Annotated in this window: 16 protein-coding genes; 3 read left to right on the forward strand and 13 right to left on the reverse strand. The window is 67.1% G+C overall.

The features are described 5' to 3' along the window. Positions 1-7: 7 nt before the first annotated feature. The 4 genes from ACFYON_RS27450 to ACFYON_RS27465 all read right to left on the reverse strand — a co-directional run bounded on the left by ACFYON_RS27450 (position 8) and on the right by ACFYON_RS27465 (position 2,613). Complete coding sequence (locus tag ACFYON_RS27450) at positions 8-457, reverse strand: SitI3 family protein (protein WP_387321205.1); 450 nt, start codon at positions 455-457, stop codon at positions 8-10. A gap of 15 nt (positions 458-472) precedes the next feature. Next, complete coding sequence (locus ACFYON_RS27455; RefSeq protein ID WP_238672846.1) at positions 473-871, reverse strand: hypothetical protein; 399 nt, start codon at positions 869-871, stop codon at positions 473-475. Between the two features lie 194 nt (positions 872-1,065). After that, on the reverse strand, positions 1,066-1,593 hold the full coding sequence (locus ACFYON_RS27460) for a DUF6244 family protein (protein WP_387321207.1): 528 nt from the start codon (positions 1,591-1,593) through the stop codon (positions 1,066-1,068). A 222-nt stretch (positions 1,594-1,815) separates the two neighbouring features. Then, positions 1,816-2,613: a class I SAM-dependent methyltransferase gene (locus tag ACFYON_RS27465; protein WP_387321209.1), complete on the reverse strand. Its 798-nt coding sequence runs from the start codon at positions 2,611-2,613 to the stop codon at positions 1,816-1,818. Between the two features lie 145 nt (positions 2,614-2,758). On the opposite strand from ACFYON_RS27465, the gene ACFYON_RS27470 reads away from it, so the two are divergent. Further along, positions 2,759-3,748, forward strand: coding sequence for a phosphotransferase family protein (locus tag ACFYON_RS27470; RefSeq protein WP_387321211.1), 990 nt, complete (start codon positions 2,759-2,761; stop codon positions 3,746-3,748). Here ACFYON_RS27470 and ACFYON_RS27475 read toward each other — a convergent pair. From ACFYON_RS27475 to ACFYON_RS27515, 9 genes are all read right to left on the reverse strand, one after another. Further along, the gene (locus ACFYON_RS27475; RefSeq protein WP_387321213.1) at positions 3,741-4,571 is read right to left on the reverse strand and encodes a class I SAM-dependent methyltransferase; all 831 of its coding nucleotides are present in this window, start codon (positions 4,569-4,571) and stop codon (positions 3,741-3,743) included. The genes ACFYON_RS27470 and ACFYON_RS27475 overlap by 8 nt on opposite strands. Further along, a complete protein-coding gene (locus ACFYON_RS27480) occupies positions 4,568-5,875 on the reverse strand; it encodes an ATP-grasp domain-containing protein (protein WP_387321215.1) in 1,308 nt (435 codons plus the stop codon). Before ACFYON_RS27480 ends, ACFYON_RS27475 begins: the two co-directional genes overlap by 4 nt. Further along, positions 5,872-7,017, reverse strand: a complete 1,146-nt coding sequence (locus tag ACFYON_RS27485; protein WP_387321217.1) for a glycine amidinotransferase — start codon at positions 7,015-7,017, stop codon at positions 5,872-5,874. The genes ACFYON_RS27480 and ACFYON_RS27485 overlap by 4 nt, the downstream gene beginning before the upstream one ends. Positions 7,018-7,072: 55 nt before the next feature. Then, on the reverse strand, positions 7,073-8,035 hold the full coding sequence (locus ACFYON_RS27490; protein ID WP_387321219.1) for an aspartyl/asparaginyl beta-hydroxylase domain-containing protein: 963 nt from the start codon (positions 8,033-8,035) through the stop codon (positions 7,073-7,075). A 78-nt stretch (positions 8,036-8,113) separates the two neighbouring features. Beyond that, positions 8,114-9,457 (reverse strand): hypothetical protein, encoded by a 1,344-nt coding sequence (locus ACFYON_RS27495; RefSeq protein ID WP_387321221.1) that lies wholly within the window; start codon positions 9,455-9,457, stop codon positions 8,114-8,116. 86 nt (positions 9,458-9,543) lie between these two features. Further along, the gene (locus ACFYON_RS27500) at positions 9,544-10,707 is read right to left on the reverse strand and encodes a cytochrome P450 (protein WP_387321223.1); all 1,164 of its coding nucleotides are present in this window, start codon (positions 10,705-10,707) and stop codon (positions 9,544-9,546) included. A 278-nt stretch (positions 10,708-10,985) separates the two neighbouring features. Beyond that, a complete protein-coding gene (locus ACFYON_RS27505) occupies positions 10,986-11,324 on the reverse strand; it encodes an NUDIX domain-containing protein (protein ID WP_387321225.1) in 339 nt (112 codons plus the stop codon). A 366-nt stretch (positions 11,325-11,690) separates the two neighbouring features. Continuing rightward, on the reverse strand, positions 11,691-12,407 hold the full coding sequence (locus tag ACFYON_RS27510) for a creatininase family protein (RefSeq protein ID WP_387321227.1): 717 nt from the start codon (positions 12,405-12,407) through the stop codon (positions 11,691-11,693). Positions 12,408-12,410: 3 nt separating this feature from the next. Beyond that, a complete protein-coding gene (locus tag ACFYON_RS27515; protein ID WP_387321229.1) occupies positions 12,411-13,643 on the reverse strand; it encodes a helix-turn-helix domain-containing protein in 1,233 nt (410 codons plus the stop codon). A gap of 279 nt (positions 13,644-13,922) precedes the next feature. Here ACFYON_RS27515 and ACFYON_RS27520 point away from each other — a divergent pair, with 279 nt between their 5' ends. Both ACFYON_RS27520 and ACFYON_RS27525 read left to right on the forward strand, forming a co-directional pair. Continuing rightward, entirely contained in the window at positions 13,923-15,329 is a 1,407-nt protein-coding gene (locus ACFYON_RS27520) for an APC family permease (protein ID WP_387321231.1), read from the forward strand. After that, entirely contained in the window at positions 15,326-16,339 is a 1,014-nt protein-coding gene (locus ACFYON_RS27525) for an acetamidase/formamidase family protein (RefSeq protein WP_387321233.1), read from the forward strand. Before ACFYON_RS27520 ends, ACFYON_RS27525 begins: the two co-directional genes overlap by 4 nt. The last annotated feature ends 3 nt before the right edge of the window (positions 16,340-16,342 follow it).

Genomic DNA, 16,342 nt, shown 5'->3' on the forward strand with positions numbered 1-16,342 from the left:
CTTCTACTCAGGCGGGACGATGGTCGAGGCCATAGGTGTTCCACCACGACGGTCGGTGCCTTCGAAGGACTCCGGCGACTCGGGTCAGTAGCAGCCAGTTACCGTTCAGTGTCAGTGCCGCGTCCTCCGGCCTGCTGGCGAGCAGCCGGTCGACGGCCGCGACCATGTCGGGGACCGCCCTGCCGGACGTGTCGTCCTTGAGCATGTGGAAGACGACGTTGACGTACGTGTCGGGTTCCCATTCCCATTGGGAGCCGTCGTCGTCCTCGGCGTCGTAATAACCGTTTCTACCCGCATAGACGCTGACGGTGTAGCCGGACTCGTCACCGAGGTCAGCGCCGAGTAGTCGGGGGTATCCGGGCAGAGTCGACTCCTCGACGTTCCCAGGAGCCGCGATCTCGGCCACATGTTCCAGCGGGATGTCACCCGCCAGCGTCAGTCGGTACTCGATACCCACGTGCTGCCTGCCTTCTCAGTCTCGTCGGACGATCTGAATGATCTCACCGCTGCGGGTCAGCGCCGTGAGTTCTTTGAGGTGGTGGATGGGCCAGTCGTCGAACTGCTTCTGCAGGGTGCCGAGGTCGCCACGCCAGTCCTGCAGGTTGAGCATGATCCGTTGGGTCTGCTGGCTGGCCACCTTTCCCGACACTTCCGTCCACACGCCGCGCACCGCTTTGGCGGGGGTCGGTGAGTAGCAGTCGAAGACATGGCCTTCGATCAGGTAGTCCGGGTCCTTGTCCGGCTTCCCGCCGTCGCCCGTGTTCCGCCGCGCCTCGGCGATCTCCTGCCTGGTCGGGTTCTGGTGCAAGCGGTAACCCTTGCCGGCGACGGTGTCGGCGCACGCGTTCTCCAACTCCAACGCACGCTGCACACTGTGATCCGCCCGTGGCGGGATCCTGGTTCGGGGCCCGGTGGGTGCTCCGCCGGGGACGCCGGTGGAGTGCCGGCTCCAAGGGGTGTGGTTGCGGTTACCGGAAGCATCGCTGCCGGAGGCGGGAGGTGGCGGGTTCGGATTGCTGGTGGCAAGCGGGGGCGGGCTGGCCGGTCTGGGACTGCCAGCCCTGATCAGTTTCCCGAGGACCCGATCTGCCGTGCTTCAGCGATCGCGGCTTCGATGAGTTGCCGAGTGGTGCTGGTGCGCTGGACCACCAGTACCAGGACCTGCTTGATGCTCTCCAGCGCCTGTAGCAGGGGCCCGGGCTGCCCGCCCTGAAGGATCATGGTGACGAGCCGCTGCGCCTCACCAACCTGAGCGATCGTCGCTGCCGTCGCGTCTCGGGTGCTGTCTACCGCCGCGTGGACGGGTGTCAGCCCGGAGACGGTTTCTTGTGGGGTTGCTTCGTGTGGAACGGCCGCGGTTACCTTCGTTGCCTCACCGATCGAACCGCCGAGGCTGCCCAGGCCCCCCTGGATGTCGGTGATCGCACTCCGCACTCGCGTTACGCCCACCGCCACCGCGGCGAAGCCAGCGCCCGCAGCCCGCAGGGCCACCTCCTGTGCCTGACTGTCGGCCGCGGCTGCCAGTCCCTGCGCGCGCTCGACGCCTGTCGCCAGTGCCCGGAGTTCAGCGGTGATCTTCTCGATGTGCGACACGTGGTCGATTCCCCAATCGAAGACTGTGATGATGTCCGGTAGCCGAAACTACCGGGGTATCCGGGAGGCCCACCAGGCATCGGCAGTCGAAGACCTGGGCCCGGAGCATGACGTGGATCGGCGGTGGAACCCCGATATAGCTGGCGGTGGAACTTGATCTGGTTTCGAAGCTCTCGCGCAACAGGCGGTCGACCCTCGCTCCGTAGCCTTGGGTTACCTTCTCTAGTCCCTGCTGCCGATGATGACCTCGGTGCGGACGAGTTCATCGAACAAGCCGGCGGGGCTGTACTTGATGAGGGCGTCTCGAAGGTCGGCTTCGAATGCCGCTTTGTCTGGTCCTAGTTGCGCTGGGTTGCTGTAGGAGTAGGAGAACTGCAGCCCGATGACCTCGTCGAGGGTCCGCGTGACGGTGCGATCCCAGGTGTGGATCTCGAGATGCCGGAACGTTGACCGGGCGAGGACATCCTGGTGGCGTTCTGCGGGGTGCTGGTATGTACCGCCACCGGCACGCCGGCCGGGACCGAGGTAGCGGGTTCGTACCTCGGCGATGACATCGGTCCAGGGGGGCGGTTCGATGTCACCCGGTGCGCCACCGGAGGCGAGGACAACGGCACCGGCGGGCTCGATGATCTTCTCGAGGTCGCGCAGGGTCTGGTGCCGGTCGGTCCAGTGAAAAGACGCACCCATGACGGTGAGCAGGACTGGGCCGATGTTCATCGCCGGTAGGGTCGTGGAGTCGCCGAGCAGCCAGGTGACGTTGTCAATGCGCTGCGCTTCGGCGAGTGCACGGCCCTCTTCCAGCATGCCGGGTTCCGGGTCGACGGCAATGACCTCACCGGCAAGCGCCGCGAGCGGCAGCGCGAGCGTGCCCGTGCCGGTCCCCAGGTCCAGGACGCGCTGAGTGCCGTCGAGGCTGAAGCACAGGCGAAGATGCTCGTACATGGCGGGGTCGTAGCCGGGCCGATATCTGGCGTAGTACGGGGCCGTAGAGGTGAACAGTTGGTTGGGCTGCTTCGGCATGGACACGTTCTCCTTATCGGTCCGCATCCTGGGATTTAAGAGGCCGGTCGTGGGCGTTGAGCGGAGAGGCCCGGAGGGGCCCGATTTCGACCTGTCAGACTGATGGCTGCCTGTCCATGCTCACCGTGAGCGCAAGGATGCCGCCATGGAATTCCGACCGATCGAGCGCAACTCCGAGTCATTTCAGCAGTCGGTGACCGCCGATGAGATCGAGGCGGTCTGCCGGCGGGTGTTCGGTGCCGACGCACAGGTCGTGTCAGCCATAGAGCTGGGTTCGGGGATGTACAACAACACCTACCGGGTCGTCGTAGTGGGGCAGGAGCGGCCGGTAGTGCTGCGGGTCGCCCCGGAGCCGGACAGGCAGTTCCGTAGCGAGCGACAGCTGATGCGAAACGAGTTCGCCAGTGTGCCTTGGCTGACCGTGCTCGCGCCGCTGATGCCGCAGGTCATCGCCGCGGACTGGTCCCACGAGGTGATCGCCCGAGACTATCTGGTGCAGACGTTCCTTCATGGCGTTCCCGCTCCGGAACGTCTCGGTGATTACCCCCGATCGTCCTGGCCCGGTTTCTTCCGACAGTTGGGCACGATCGCTTCCCGCGTTCATGGGGTGCGGGGACCATCCTTCGGTCCCGTCGCGGGTCCGGCGTTTGCGACATGGAGCCAGGCAGTGGTCGCCTCGTTGTACGACATTGCCGCCGACCTCGACGACGTGGGCTTGGACGCCGCCGACGTGCGTAAGGTCGCTGCGGTGGCAGGTCAGCACTGCGGCGTCCTCGACGAGATCACCGAGCCGCGAATGCTTGCGGGCGACCTGTGGACCGTCAACGTGATGCTCGACCCCGTCGCCGACGAGCCGACCATTACCGGAGTGCTCGACCTGGACCGCACATGGTGGGGTGACCCGGCTGCGGACTGGACGATCCGCATGGCCGCCGCGAAGCCAGGCACCGAACGTGACGCGTTCTGGGACAGCTACGGGCACCCGGATCGCTCCGGGGCTGCAGTGTTGCGCTCGCTGATCTACGAGGCGCGGCACATCGGCGCCATCCGCCTAGAGCGTCATCGGCTCGGCAAGGCCGACGGTGTCCAAGGCACCTTCGAAGCCATGGCCGCCGTGTTGGCCGAGCTCACCTGAGAGCGCCCCGAGGAGGCCAACCGGCGGTTGCTGTGACAAGCACCCGGTACAGCAGGTGAGCGGTCGGAAGGCGGCTTCGGGCCTCCGCCTGGAGACCCGCCGGCGCGCGATCCCCGTCCGGGTCGCCCAGATCCAGCGCTGTTCGGTAGATCCGCAGGTAGGCCTCGGTCCAGTCAGGCCGTTCGGTGCACTCCACATCGACGAAGCCAGCATGGGTAAGAACTCGGGGCCAGTCGCTGAACCGGTGCCGCTCGGGTAATCGACTGTCACCGGGATGCCGTGGATGCCAGCCGGTGAGGATAAGGCGTCCTCCGGGACGGAGGATGCGCCGCGCTTCGACAGCGGCCGCGGTCCGATCGGAGGCGTACTGCAGCGCATCAACGGAGATCGCCGAGGTTACGGCGTGGTCGGCAAGTCCCGTGGCACTCAGATCGGCCACCACGAAGTGGGCGTTGGCCTGCATTCCGAAGGTTGCGGCACGTTGCCTTGCCAAGGTCGTCGCGACCGGGGAGAAGTCGACGCCGACCAGGGCGGCACCTGTGGTGCGGGCCAGCCACAGGCCAGGGCCGCCGCGCCCACATCCTAGATCGGCGAGAATCGTCCCCTTATCGAACGCGATCTGCTGTCGGATGTGAAAGAGCAGGTTGGCGGAGAGGAAGGAGAACGGTTCGATCTCCGACGGCAACGCCGGGTCGACCATCCGCACCACTCTGGCGAAGCCCTTGCCGTTACGGGCCTCGCTCCGGAACAGTTCGTCGAACTCATCCGCCAGGGGCGGTGCGGAGTTCCCCCGCTTGGGTGCCGGTCTGCTGGGCATGGTCATCGCGCCTTTCGGCCGGCCAAGCGACGGGAGCGTTGGTGATGTGGTGCCGCGCCGCCGGTGTCCTCCGGGTCGATCGTGATGGTGATTCCGCCAAGTATTTGCTCCACGCGGTCATCGACGATCTTCCGGTCTGCGCCCGTGACGAGGAAGTAGCCGAGACGTCCACGATTTGCCTGAGCCGGTCCTACGACATCGCCGACCGCGACGCGCAGCCGTACGTCCGGAATCCCGGTGCCGGGTTCGGGGAGGCCGGCGACCGAACGAAGACGCCCGACCGTCGGACTGGTCAGGAACCGTACGGCGGCATGGCGGCGACGGGTGGCGGTGAGCTCGACGGGGCGGCCGAGCGCGACGTCCAGCAGCGCCGACCACGGATCCACGCCAAGGGCATGGTGGATGAGGAAACCGATTTGGCCAGCCCCGACGCGGGCACCGATTTCGATCACAGCGCACCTGCCGTCCGAGCCGAGGATCACCTCGGTGTGCGAGGCGCCGTTGCGGATGCCGACGGCGTCGATGGCGCGCTCCACCTGCTGATGGACGGCCCTCATTACCGCAGGTGGAAGGGTTGCCGGCAGGCTGTGGCCCACCTCCACTCGGTGCGCTCCGGCCGTGACGTTCTTACGGGTTACGCAGAGGTGCGTCGTCGTTCCGGCCTGCGTCAGCGACTCGACGCTGTACTCGGCGCCCTCGACGTATTCCTGAACGAGGGCTCGCGGGTCGAGCGGCATGCCGTACATGCCGCTCAGGGTGCGGGCGGCCCGCCAGGCACCGGTGGCGGCGGCCGCCTCACAGACGACCGTGACGCCGGCGGAACCGGCGGCCTCGCTGGGCTTGATGACAAAGGGGAAGCTGACCTGGCCCGTGGTGTATCGGCGGCGTAGCTGTTCCTCGTCTTCGATGACGAGGGTGTGCGGGGCGCTGACGCCGTGGCGGGCGAAAGCCTGACTCATCGCGATCTTGTTGCGGGCGGCTTCGGCTCGGGCAGGGTCGTTGCCGGGCAGACCAAGAGCGGCACTCGCCTGCGCGAGCAGCGGGGTGAGGTATTCGTTGGTCGTCAGAACCGCGTTCGCGCCGAGCCGGCTTGCGTAGTCGACGACGTCGCGCAGGGCATGCCCGGCCTGGGAGTAGTCGGTTTGCAGGGTGCCGGACCAGCGTCGGCGCAGATCGGGACCGTAGGCGGCGTGCTGGTCGGGCATGATGGCGGCGTGGATTTCGTAGCCGCGGGTGGCCGCAGCTTCGATGAGCGCACCGGACTCTGGCCCGCCCGGTTCCAGCAGCAGGATGCGCGGGGTGCTGCTCACAGGTAGTCCTCAAGCCGGCCGTTGCGGTGGGTGTCGAGGGTGAAGCAGTGGAACCCGCCGCCAAACAGCCGTCGGTGTCGGTGCCGTACTGGGATGGCGGTGAAGCCCTTGGCGTCGAGGGTCTTGAGCAGGCCAGGGCAGTCCTCGTTCACCAGAACGGTGTCCGGGTCGACGGACAGGACGTTGAGATCGATGTAGGGGCTGGTGAGGACCAGGTCGGCGTCGTCGTAGGCGGGGAATGCGCCGGGGTCGGGTTGCGGTGGAACGATGAACTCCCATGACCTCAGCGGTGCGGGCAGTTGGTCACGGATACCGTCGTGGCGGGCGAGGAACACACCGGGCTTCAGAGCCAGGAGCATGCTGTCGATGTGGTTGTCGGCCATCCGGTAGACCCGGTGAAGCCGGTAGCGGCCGTCGAGGTGCCGATCGAGCCAGTCGACTGCGATCCGGTGGTTGTCGTGAGCGATGTTGACTACCAGGTCACGGCCGAGACGTAGAACCTGGGCGCCGTCCAACATCATCTCGAGCCCGACGTCGTACGGGCTTGGTCGGGCGTCGGCGATCGGTTCGGTTGGGCCGCCCAGGGTGGTGGAACTGTCCCGGGCGTAGGAGAGGTCGAAGGACATATCGGTGAGCGCGGGTCGCGGCATCGTCGTCCACCTGGCCCCAGCCTCGTAGTAGTGGCGGAAGACAGGGGCCAGCAGACGGGTCTCCAGGTATCGGGAGCGGATGGCGGGTGGCGTCTCGATGATCTCGTCACCGAGGATGAGGGTGTTGTCGCGGATGTTCAGGGCCGGCGTGGGCGCGGCCTGCCATCCCAGACCGGCGATGGGTTCGCTGTCCGGTGGTAGCGGTAGCGGCCGGTGCACCGTGACGCCGAGACCGGCGAGGGTAGCGGCCAGGCCCTCGACGTCCTCATGGAGTTCCGCGGTGTAGCGGCGGCTTATGTCCCACCTGCGCCCTGGGTCTCCATTGCCAGCCACGGCCAGGCGAGGATAGGCCCAGTCAGATCGGAAACCCCGCAGATTGTCATGGTGGAAGAGCTCAAAGGTGACGTCGCGGTCGTGGCTGAGGTAGTTGGCTGCGGATCCGACGATGATCTCGCGCAGCGGTGTGAAGTCGTCGTGGCTGTTTAGCTTCATGATGAACCTCCTTGTGTGCGTGGATCGGGCGCTGGTCGGGAAGGCGCCGTGCCCGTCATCGGAGGTTGGCTGGGACGGGCAGGCGGTGCTGCTCTCGCGACCGACCACGGCGCGCGTAGAGCACCGTCTCGCCGGCGGTGAGTTGCAGGCTGCGCTGTTCGCTCCAACCGGCGAAGCGGTACTCGTCCGGGCCGACCGGCGTCAGGGCGAAGACGCGACCGGCGGCGGTGAGCGTCAGCCGTCCGTCGAGCTCATCGACCCGTGCGAGCTGTGGTGGACCGTCCAGCGGCTGGTCGTTTTCGAAGTCAGTGAAGCCATAGGGAACATGCACTGCGTGCGGCAGAGTGACCGGGCATGGGGCCGGCGGCGGCGTCGGCCGGTTGATCAAAACGTCCGTGTCGGCGAAGGCCACCTGCCAGGCCGTGGGGAACAGTGCGGCCAACTCTGCGGTGAACAGCGCGTCGATGACCGCGTGTATCCGGGTGACTGGGCCGGTGTTGCGCACCAGGTGCTGCCGAGAGAAGTCCCCGTACCAGAACTCCCCGGGCTGCCAGCAGTGCTCAATGCCGTCGAGGACGAGCACCGCATCCTCGTGGGTCACCAGCGGGATGTGTAGCCGTACGAGGCCCCGGGGAAGGGCGTACTTCGGATCTCGGTGGGGCCGCGAAGTGGCGCCAGGGCCAAGTGCCATCAACCGTACGGCGTTGAGTGGGGCTGGGATCGCAGCGAGGATCTCGCGTAGATATGGCAGCTGCCGTAGCCACATGGTGGGGGCGAAGTCGACCTTACCGGGGCCGCCGGGATCGGTGCGTTCTGCGTCGCCACCGGGGCTTCGGAGCGGCAGGACCCGCCAATCGATCGTGGCGGCCGCGCCGATGTCGCCGCCGGCCGCGTGGATGCGTTGGTGCTGCCATCGGTGGCCGGTGACATCGGCCAGTTCGCAGGCGAGCCGGTCGGCGTCGAAGGACGGAGTGAGCCTCGCAGCCTCGGCAAGCGCGGGGCGCTCGGATGGGAGCATTGATGACCTCCTCGAATTCGAATGTCAGGCGAGGTACCGGCGGGAAGCGTCGACGCTGTCACTGCCGCGCGGTTAGCCTCAGGCGTGTCCGCGAAAGCGGGAATCGAGCCCGTCCCAGATCGCCTGGTGCTCGGCTTCCTCGCCGTAGGCGACGCAGAAGAGGAAGTGGGCGCCCTCGGCCCCGACCGGGATGATCGGCATCGAGACGATGACACCGGTGCGGGTGACAGGGTCATAGCCGTACCCGAGCTCGTCGACTGCCTTCAAGAAGGTGTCGGCGTCGGAAACGGCCCAGGTCGGGGCGGTGTGGTACTCCACCACCGACCGCCGTGGGGCCGCCGCGGTGTCGACGATGCGATGAGCGATGACCTGATAGATGTGCAGTGAGCCGGACACCTGTGCGTTGACCTCGGTGAACAGCACTCGCCCATCGACGGTGACGATCACGTCCGCGCTCAGGTGGCCGCGGTAGCCCAACGCGCGGTAGGTGTCGGCCAGCCGTCCCCCGCCCCGCAAGAGCTGTGAACGGACGCCGTCGTCCACGCCGCGCAGCGGCACGATCTGGTGGCTCAGGCGCCGCCCGACGTACAGCAGCTCCCCGGACTCGGTGGGTCGTGTCCCCTCACTGTCGGCGCAGTGCTCGGAGTAGATGGACCTGGCCTCCGGGACGAACTCCTCAATGACGACGGGGAAGCGCTCATGCGCCGAGGCCCAGTCCCAGCGTTGACGCCAGTACGCCTCGACCGCTTCCCTGCGGCCGTCGGCAAGGTGGTAGAGGTGGCGGGCGCCGACGTGGTCGGAGGCGAGCAGTGGATCACGAAGTAGGAGCTGGTTGCCGACGCCAGCGCCGTTGTGCGCTTGTTTCACCACGACGGCGCCCGCCCCACCCAACAGGGATACGGTCGCGTCGACCGCTTCGCCGTCGCTACGACAGACCGCTCCCGTGGGAGTCGGCACTCCGGCCCCGGCAGCGAGAGCCCGGAAGGTCGCTTTGTTGTTGACCAGTTCCCCGCCTCCCTGGGCGAAGAAGTCGCTGCCAGCGAAGCGGTCGCGGATGCCCAAGGCCGAGGCGAAGCGGGCCACGGACGCCGAAGGCCACAGCGCGAAGACCTCGTCGACACGCTCCGGGCCGTCGTCACCGAGCGCGCCGCGGACGGTCTGGAGGAAGTCGTCTCTGATCAGGGTCTCGGGGTCGAGTAGCAGTCCGGCGTGGCTGCCCGCTGGCGGGATCAGGATGCGTAGTGCCTGCGGGTCCACACCAGTGAAGGAGGTCGCGTAGTGCAGGAACTGCGGATCTGGCTCGTCGCTGAGCACGATCAGGTCGCCGTTACGGGCGAACCACAGGACGCGCTGCGTCCATGCTCGCAGGTCCTTCCGGTCTCGGATGGCGGGGTCGATGTGGTTGCCGATGAGAATCCTCAAGCTCGCTCCCAGGTAGCGCGGCGCTGCAGGTGGTGGCCCCGTCCGGCGAGTGGGCGTCGGCGAGTGCGGGCCGTCAGGGGGGATGGTCAGCGGTGGAAGGCCGCCGGCAGCGACTCGAAGACGCGCATGGTCGCGGTGCGACGACGAAGTGGTTCTCCGGCGAGCCGAAGCCGCATCGGGTGCTGCAGCAGTCCGTTGACCAGTACGCGCAGAGCCATCTGGGCGGGCAGCGTGCCGATGCACGCGTGGGTGCCCCATCCGTAACCGAGATGTCTTCCCTGCGTGCGGCCCAGCAGGAGGCGTTCGGGCTCCGGAAACTGCTCCGGGTCGTGGTTGGCGGCGGCGAACAGGAGCAGTACGGTTGCGCCCGCGCGTACGGTGACATCGCCGATCTTGGTGGTCGCGGTCGCGATTCGGCTCGTGCCCTGCACCGGTCCGTCGTAGCGGACGAGTTCGTCGACACCGGTACGTAGGACGGCCGGATCGCGCATCTGATCCAGTACTTGCGGATACCGCATCAAGGTGTGCACGGCGTTGCCGACAGCGGCGACCATCGTGCTGTATCCGCCCTGGAACATCACCCGGGCGGTGTTGCGCACATACTGACCGAGATCAGCGTCGGACAGTGGACCAACATGCTCCCTGACGTGGGACAGAACGCCGGGCCGACCAGAGGCGGCAAACCAGGTCTCGACCATCGCACTCAACTGCTGGCGGGCGATCCTGCCTGGTTCGGCAGTCGTTGGATCCAGGCCGGCGTCCATGCTCCGCATGATCGCGTCCGACGTCTGGGCGAAGGAGTGCACGTCGGGTTGGTCGACGCCGAGAAGGTCCGAGATGACTGCTACCGCCATCGGTGCCGCGATTTCGGTCATCACGTCGAACTCCACGCGACCGGTGATCTCGTCGAGAAAAGCGGCCAAGACCCGTCCGGCTCGCCTCTCGACAGCGACCAGGTCCTGGGCATGTAGCGCGTTCATGAACAGGCTGCGTACCTGTGACTGCTCCGGCGGATCCAAGGACTGCACGCTCAGGCTTGGCTGCGGCACGGTGCCCCCGGTGCGGCGACGGTCGCGGGCGAAGAGTGCATGGTCGCGCAGCACGGTCACGCAGTCGTCGTACCGGGTCAGCGCCCAGGAGCGCATGCCCTCGTGCCAAAAGACCGGAGTGGACCGTCGCAGAGTGGCGAGAACCGGATACGGATCGGTCAGCGTCGACGGATCCAGCGGGTCGTAGGTGGTCAGGGACACGGGCAACCCTCCTGACAGTCCGGATCGGCTGGAGATCGGGCCGGGGCTGGCGCAGGCCGGCCCCGGCCTCGCCTATTCAGATCAGTGGTCGTAGGACATGGTCGACCTCCTCTCGCAAGCCTTCTGACTGGCCGGCACAATCGACTCACCGCAGGGCACCTGGGCCGAGGCCTCGCTCGGGATCAGGTGCACGCGGCGTGCGGTCGCGCCGCGGACTTCGTGAGGCAGATCAGAGCGCCGGTCCTGATCGTGCGGCTTCGAGCGCCGAGGCGGATCTGTCAGTCGTAGAGTCGGCCCAGGAGCGCACCCTGGCCGGATTGCAGGATGTGCCCCGCCGTCAACGGCACCCAGAAGCATTCGAACTGGGTGGGCTGATGGGTGCCGTCGTGGTCTTCCTGGCTCGACCACCGCGGTGGCGTGGGCTCGGTGAGCTCCAGGTGGAAGATGTGTCGCTGCTGGACCTCAAACCGGAGAGGGCTGATGTCGTACTCGGACTCACCCAGCTTGCGGACAACCTTGAAGTCCGTGAGTCCGGTCTCCTCGCGGGCTTCGCGCAGCGCCGCATCCTCCGGAATCTCACCAGGGCGAATGCTGCCACCCGGTACCTGGATGCCCACCTCTTCGTAGCTGTAGTCGACGGAAAACGAGCAGCCGCCTGTCCCGCACGATGTAGCAGAGCGCCTTGTGTGTGACGACTTTTTCGGGCATGACGACCCTCCACTCGACGTCGGGGGCTCGATACCAGGCCGCGCCCCTACAGCGCTGAAGCGAGGCATCATCTGCCCGCTCGAACGACGATGGAGCTGTCGTCAGCGCCTCAGGTCAACCATTAGACATCCACTGGCTCCATGATCGATGCGGTCCGGATGCGGACAACAGCCCTTGTCCGCATGGGGCGGTCTCGATCGAGGCGACGATGGCAGACGCCGCCCGGTCAGTCGATCCGGAAACGCGGTGCCCGGACCGCCAGCATCAATTCCTGCTCATGCCTTGGGCCCCGGCAGGAGGCCGTAATGGTCGGCGAAAGAGCGGACAAGGTCTTCGAGTACTGCCTTGCCCTTGGCCGCAGTGGCGTGGGACGGCAAGCCGATGACGCCGCTGCTGGTGTATTCACCCATCCCTCGCGTGAGTAAATGACGCCGGTCGTCCGCTACGTGGTCTGCATGCTGGAAGCCATCACGCACCACCTCCGGCGCAACATGCAGGAGCAGTGAAACCTCAAGCTCGCCAGCGTGCATGTCCTGGTGGGCGGTGCTGTACAGGCCGGCGGCCAGTCGAGCGTCGTCCCAGTCGGCCCGAGCAGGGAACAGGGTCATCCGCGGTCCGGCGACGTTGGCTTCCTGAACGACGTTGGCAAGCGCGTAGTTCCCGCCGTGTCCGTTGATCACGGCGAGCTGATCGATGCCCGATTCATGCAGGGAGGCGGCGATGTCAACGACCACGGCGGCGAGGGTGGTGGCGCTGATACTGACCGTTCCACGCCACGAGGCGTGCTCGTGGGAGCAGGAGATCGTCACGGGCGGAAGCAGGAAGAGGTCGTAGCGCTCAGCGACTGCCTTCGCAATCGCGCACGCCACGATGGTGTCCGTCAGCAGCGGCAGGTGGGCGCCGTGCTGTTCGAAACTCCCGACTGGGAGGACCGCGACGGACGCCGCTCGCTCGGACTCGCCGGTGCTCGTTGCCGTGGTAATCAGGTCCACGAGCTAATGGTTACACGCTTCGAGAGTCGCCTGCCGATAGGCGAGCACGAAGGCCGCCGCCTCGGGAACGGCTGGCTGCTGTCGAAGGGCCACCGCCGTGGGGTTCAACCAGCGCAGAGCCCGTGCGGAGGAGGTACCAGCGGCCAGGGTCAGGGCCTTGGTGGCCTCGGTCGCAGCGCGTTCGACGTCGCCGCTGTTGACGTAGGCGGTGGACAGGACCGATCGCCACAGGGCCTCGTCGACGCGCCACTGAGCTGGCCAGTGCTGGAGGAGTTGCTCGTAGAGATTGGCTGCAGCCGCCGGCTGGCCGAGCAGCAGACGGCACTGCGCTTCGTGGGCAGCCACGTACACCGGGTTGCAGTGGGCGCCAACATCGACCGGCAGCTCTGAGTCCCCGTCGGCGCTGCCGGCGACCCTGTGCGCCTTGTCGATGCTGGCTACGCAGGCGCTCTGGTCACCTCCCATCGCGTAAGCCTGGGCTTGGCGGACCAGCAGAAGAGCGCGAATGCGGCCTGGTAGCCGGACCTCGTCCAGCGCCTGCCGCGCCAGGACAGCGGCCCTACGCGGGTCGAATCGTTCGAGGGCGCGTTGGCTCTGTCTCATCAGGACGTAGCTTGCCAGTGACGGCGCGTTGGCCTCGACGGCGTGTTGCTGGGCGCGTCGCAGCCATGCGTCCGCCTCGGCGGCATCGCTCTGCTCGTCGATCCAGCTGAGGAACTCGGCCCACAGTGCCTGGGCGATGAGTACGTCTCGACGGCCGGTTGAGTTGCTCCGCCGCCCGATGGTGGCTGCGGCGCTGATTTGCGCATGGGCGGCGGACGCCATCCCCGCGTACCCGATGCGATTTCCGGCAGTGGCGAGGCCGACGAGTTGTTCGTGCCACGGTGGGAGCAGGTCAGTCTCCTCGGGATGATCCATGACGCCATCGAGCAGGCCGTCGGCACCCCTGGCCGAGCTCTGGTCGAGGACGGTCAGTCGACGCTCGCGTTCGAGGTCTGGCAGGAAGCGGAGCAGCTCGCCACCCGTCTGCAGTACGGCCTCACACGACTCGACGAGGCGGGCTGACGGCCAACGTTCGGCTTTCTCCACCTTGCCGACGAGGTCCCCACTGACGTGCACCAGCCTGCCTAGAGCGCGCTGAGACAGCCCGCGGCACTCGCGCCACCGTCGCAGCGCGGCACCGAACCCATGCAGCACCGATCGATGCGGGGTCAGCCGTCGTGGAATCTGAGCCACCGGTACTCCTGGATGCCGTTGCCCATCGCTGCCGCAGTCAGGCAGGCCTGACCATACGTGATCGAACGCTACGCGGACAGTTGCATGCGGACAACGCCCTATGTCCGCATCACCGCTATCGACTCGCCTGGCCCGGTGCGCAATTCTCGTTGTTGAGATACCCGTCAGGGCGCCAGGCGAATTACTGGCGGCGATTCGGGCCGACGGGCAGATGCCCTTCCTGACGGGCCAGCCGAAAAGTCGTGAGATCAGCCAGACATCAACTATTTGAGGAGTCTAATGAGTTTCCAGAATGAGCTTTCCCGATTTGGGTATCGGCAGGAGTTGAGCCGCCAACTGCGGTTGCGGGATCTACTTGCTTACGGGCTGGTGTACATGGTGCCGATCGCGCCGATGGCGATCTTCGGCAGTGTGTACGCCGGCTCCGGCGGGATGGTGGCTCTGGCGTACGCGGTCGGTGTGGTGGCGTTGGTGTTCACGGCGTTCTCGTATGCGCAGATGGTGAAGGCGTTCCCGATGTCGGGCAGTGTCTACAACTACGCCGGCCGGGGGATCAGCCCGCCGGTTGGGTTCCTGGCCGGCTGGGTGATCCTCCTCGACTACGTCCTCGTCCCGGGACTGCTGTACCTGGTGGCGTCGGTTGCCATGCACTCGACGGTCACGTCGGTCCCGGTGTGGCTGTGGCTGGTCGGCTTCGTTGCCGTCAACACCCTTGTCAACTCGGTCGGGATCCGGATGACCGCCGCGGTGACGCGGGTGATGTTGATCGGCGAGTTGATCGTCTTGGCGGTGTTCCTGGCCGTCGCCGGGTGGGCCCTCGCCTCGGGTAGGGGCCGGTTCAGCTGGGAGGCGTTCTACAGCGCCGACACGTTCACCTGGTCGGTGGTGGCGGGTGCGGTGTCGATCGCGGTGCTGTCCTTCCTCGGTTTCGACGGGATCTCCATGCTGGCGGAGGAGACCAAGGGCGGCTCCCGTCAGATCGGCCGCGCGATGGCGGTCGTCCTGATCCTGGCGGGGGTGCTGTTCATTGCGCAGACGTGGCTGGCCGCGATGCTCGTCCCTGACCCGGCCTCGCTGCTGGCCGATGGTGACCCGAACGGGACTGCCTTCTACGACGCCGCCGCCGTAGCTGGCGGGGGGTGGCTGGCGACCCTGTGCGCAGTCGCGACAGCCATTGCGTGGGGGTTGCCGAACTCGATGGTCGCGCAGGTCGCCACCTCGCGGCTGCTGTACGCGATGGCCCGCGACCGGCAACTGCCGGCGTTTCTGGCGAAGGTGTCGATTCGCCGCAACGTGCCGATCAACGCGACGCTGCTCACCGGCGCCGTATCCCTCGTTCTCGGCCTGTACATGGCGACCCGTGCGGATGGGATCACCCTGCTGTCGTCGCTGATCAACTTCGGGGCGATGGTCGCGTTCCTCGTCCTGCACGTCTCCGTCGTGGTGCATCACTTCATTCGGGAGCGCAGCGGGAACTGGTGGGCGCACCTGGTCATGCCCGCGATCGGCTTCGCCATCTTGGTATGGGTGGTGGTCAACGCCAACATCGCCGCCCAACGTCTCGGCCTGGCATGGCTTGCCCTCGGCGTCATCGTTCTGGCTGGCCTGTACCTGTCCGGCCGCCGGCCGGCCCTGTCGGGGTTGGCGCCCGCGCAGCCGCAGGCGCGTCACGTGGAGCGGGTGTGACCGGCATGGACACGTTTACCTACCGGCCCGCCCGAGACGAGCTGGCCTATACCTTCGGCGGTCGGATGCCGGTGGCGCACGTGCGCGGCGGGGATGTGTTCACCGTCGTGACGGAGGACTGCTTCGGTGGTCTCGTGAGGGGGCCGGCGGACCTGCCGTCGCAGGTGTGCCGCATGCCGTACCTCAATCCGGTGTCCGGGCCGTTCTTCGTTGAGGACGCCGAGCCCGGCGACACCCTCGCCGTCCACCTCGCCGCCATCACCCCGGCCCGGGACTGGGGCGTGTCCTCGACGTTCCCGCACTTCGGGGCACTGACGTCCACCTCCCACACCGCCACCCTGCAGCCTCCGCTGGAGGAGCGGGTGTGGGTGTACGGCATCGACCGACAGGCCGGGACCGTTCGGTTCGAGGCCACCCGCGGCGACCATAGCGTGGACCTGCCGCTGGACCCGATGATCGGAACGATCGGTGTCGCCCCCGGCGGGTTCGAAGCCCGCTCCACACTCGTGCCCGACACCCACGGCGGGAACCTCGACACCCCGCACCTGCGCGCCGGCACCACCCTGTACCTCGGGGTGAACGTCCACGGGGCGATGCTGGCCCTCGGCGACGGGCACGCCCGCCAGGGCGAGGGTGAGGCTTGCGGCGTCGGCGTGGAGATCGCCACGACCACCACCCTCGCCATCGACGTCATCAAGGGCGTGACCACACCGTGGCCGCGGTTGGAGACCGACCGGGACATCCTGACGATCGGGTGCGCCCGTCCGTTGGAGGACGCGTACCGCATCGCCCAGCACGACCTCGTCGGCTGGACCAGCGCCCTGACCGGCCTGGAAACCCTGGACGCCTACCAACTCGTGTCGCAGGCGGGCCGAGCGCCGATCGGCAATGTGTGCGACCCCAACTACACCGTCCTCGCCGCCATCGACAAAACCCTGCTCCCCGCCCCCGGGCCCGCATACGGCGGGGCACACGAGCGGCTGCGGCGGCTCACGGCTGGGCTGCGGTAAGAG

The sequence above is a fragment of the Micromonospora sp. NPDC005686 genome (assembly GCF_042871665.1).
Classification (GTDB): domain Bacteria; phylum Actinomycetota; class Actinomycetes; order Mycobacteriales; family Micromonosporaceae; genus Micromonospora.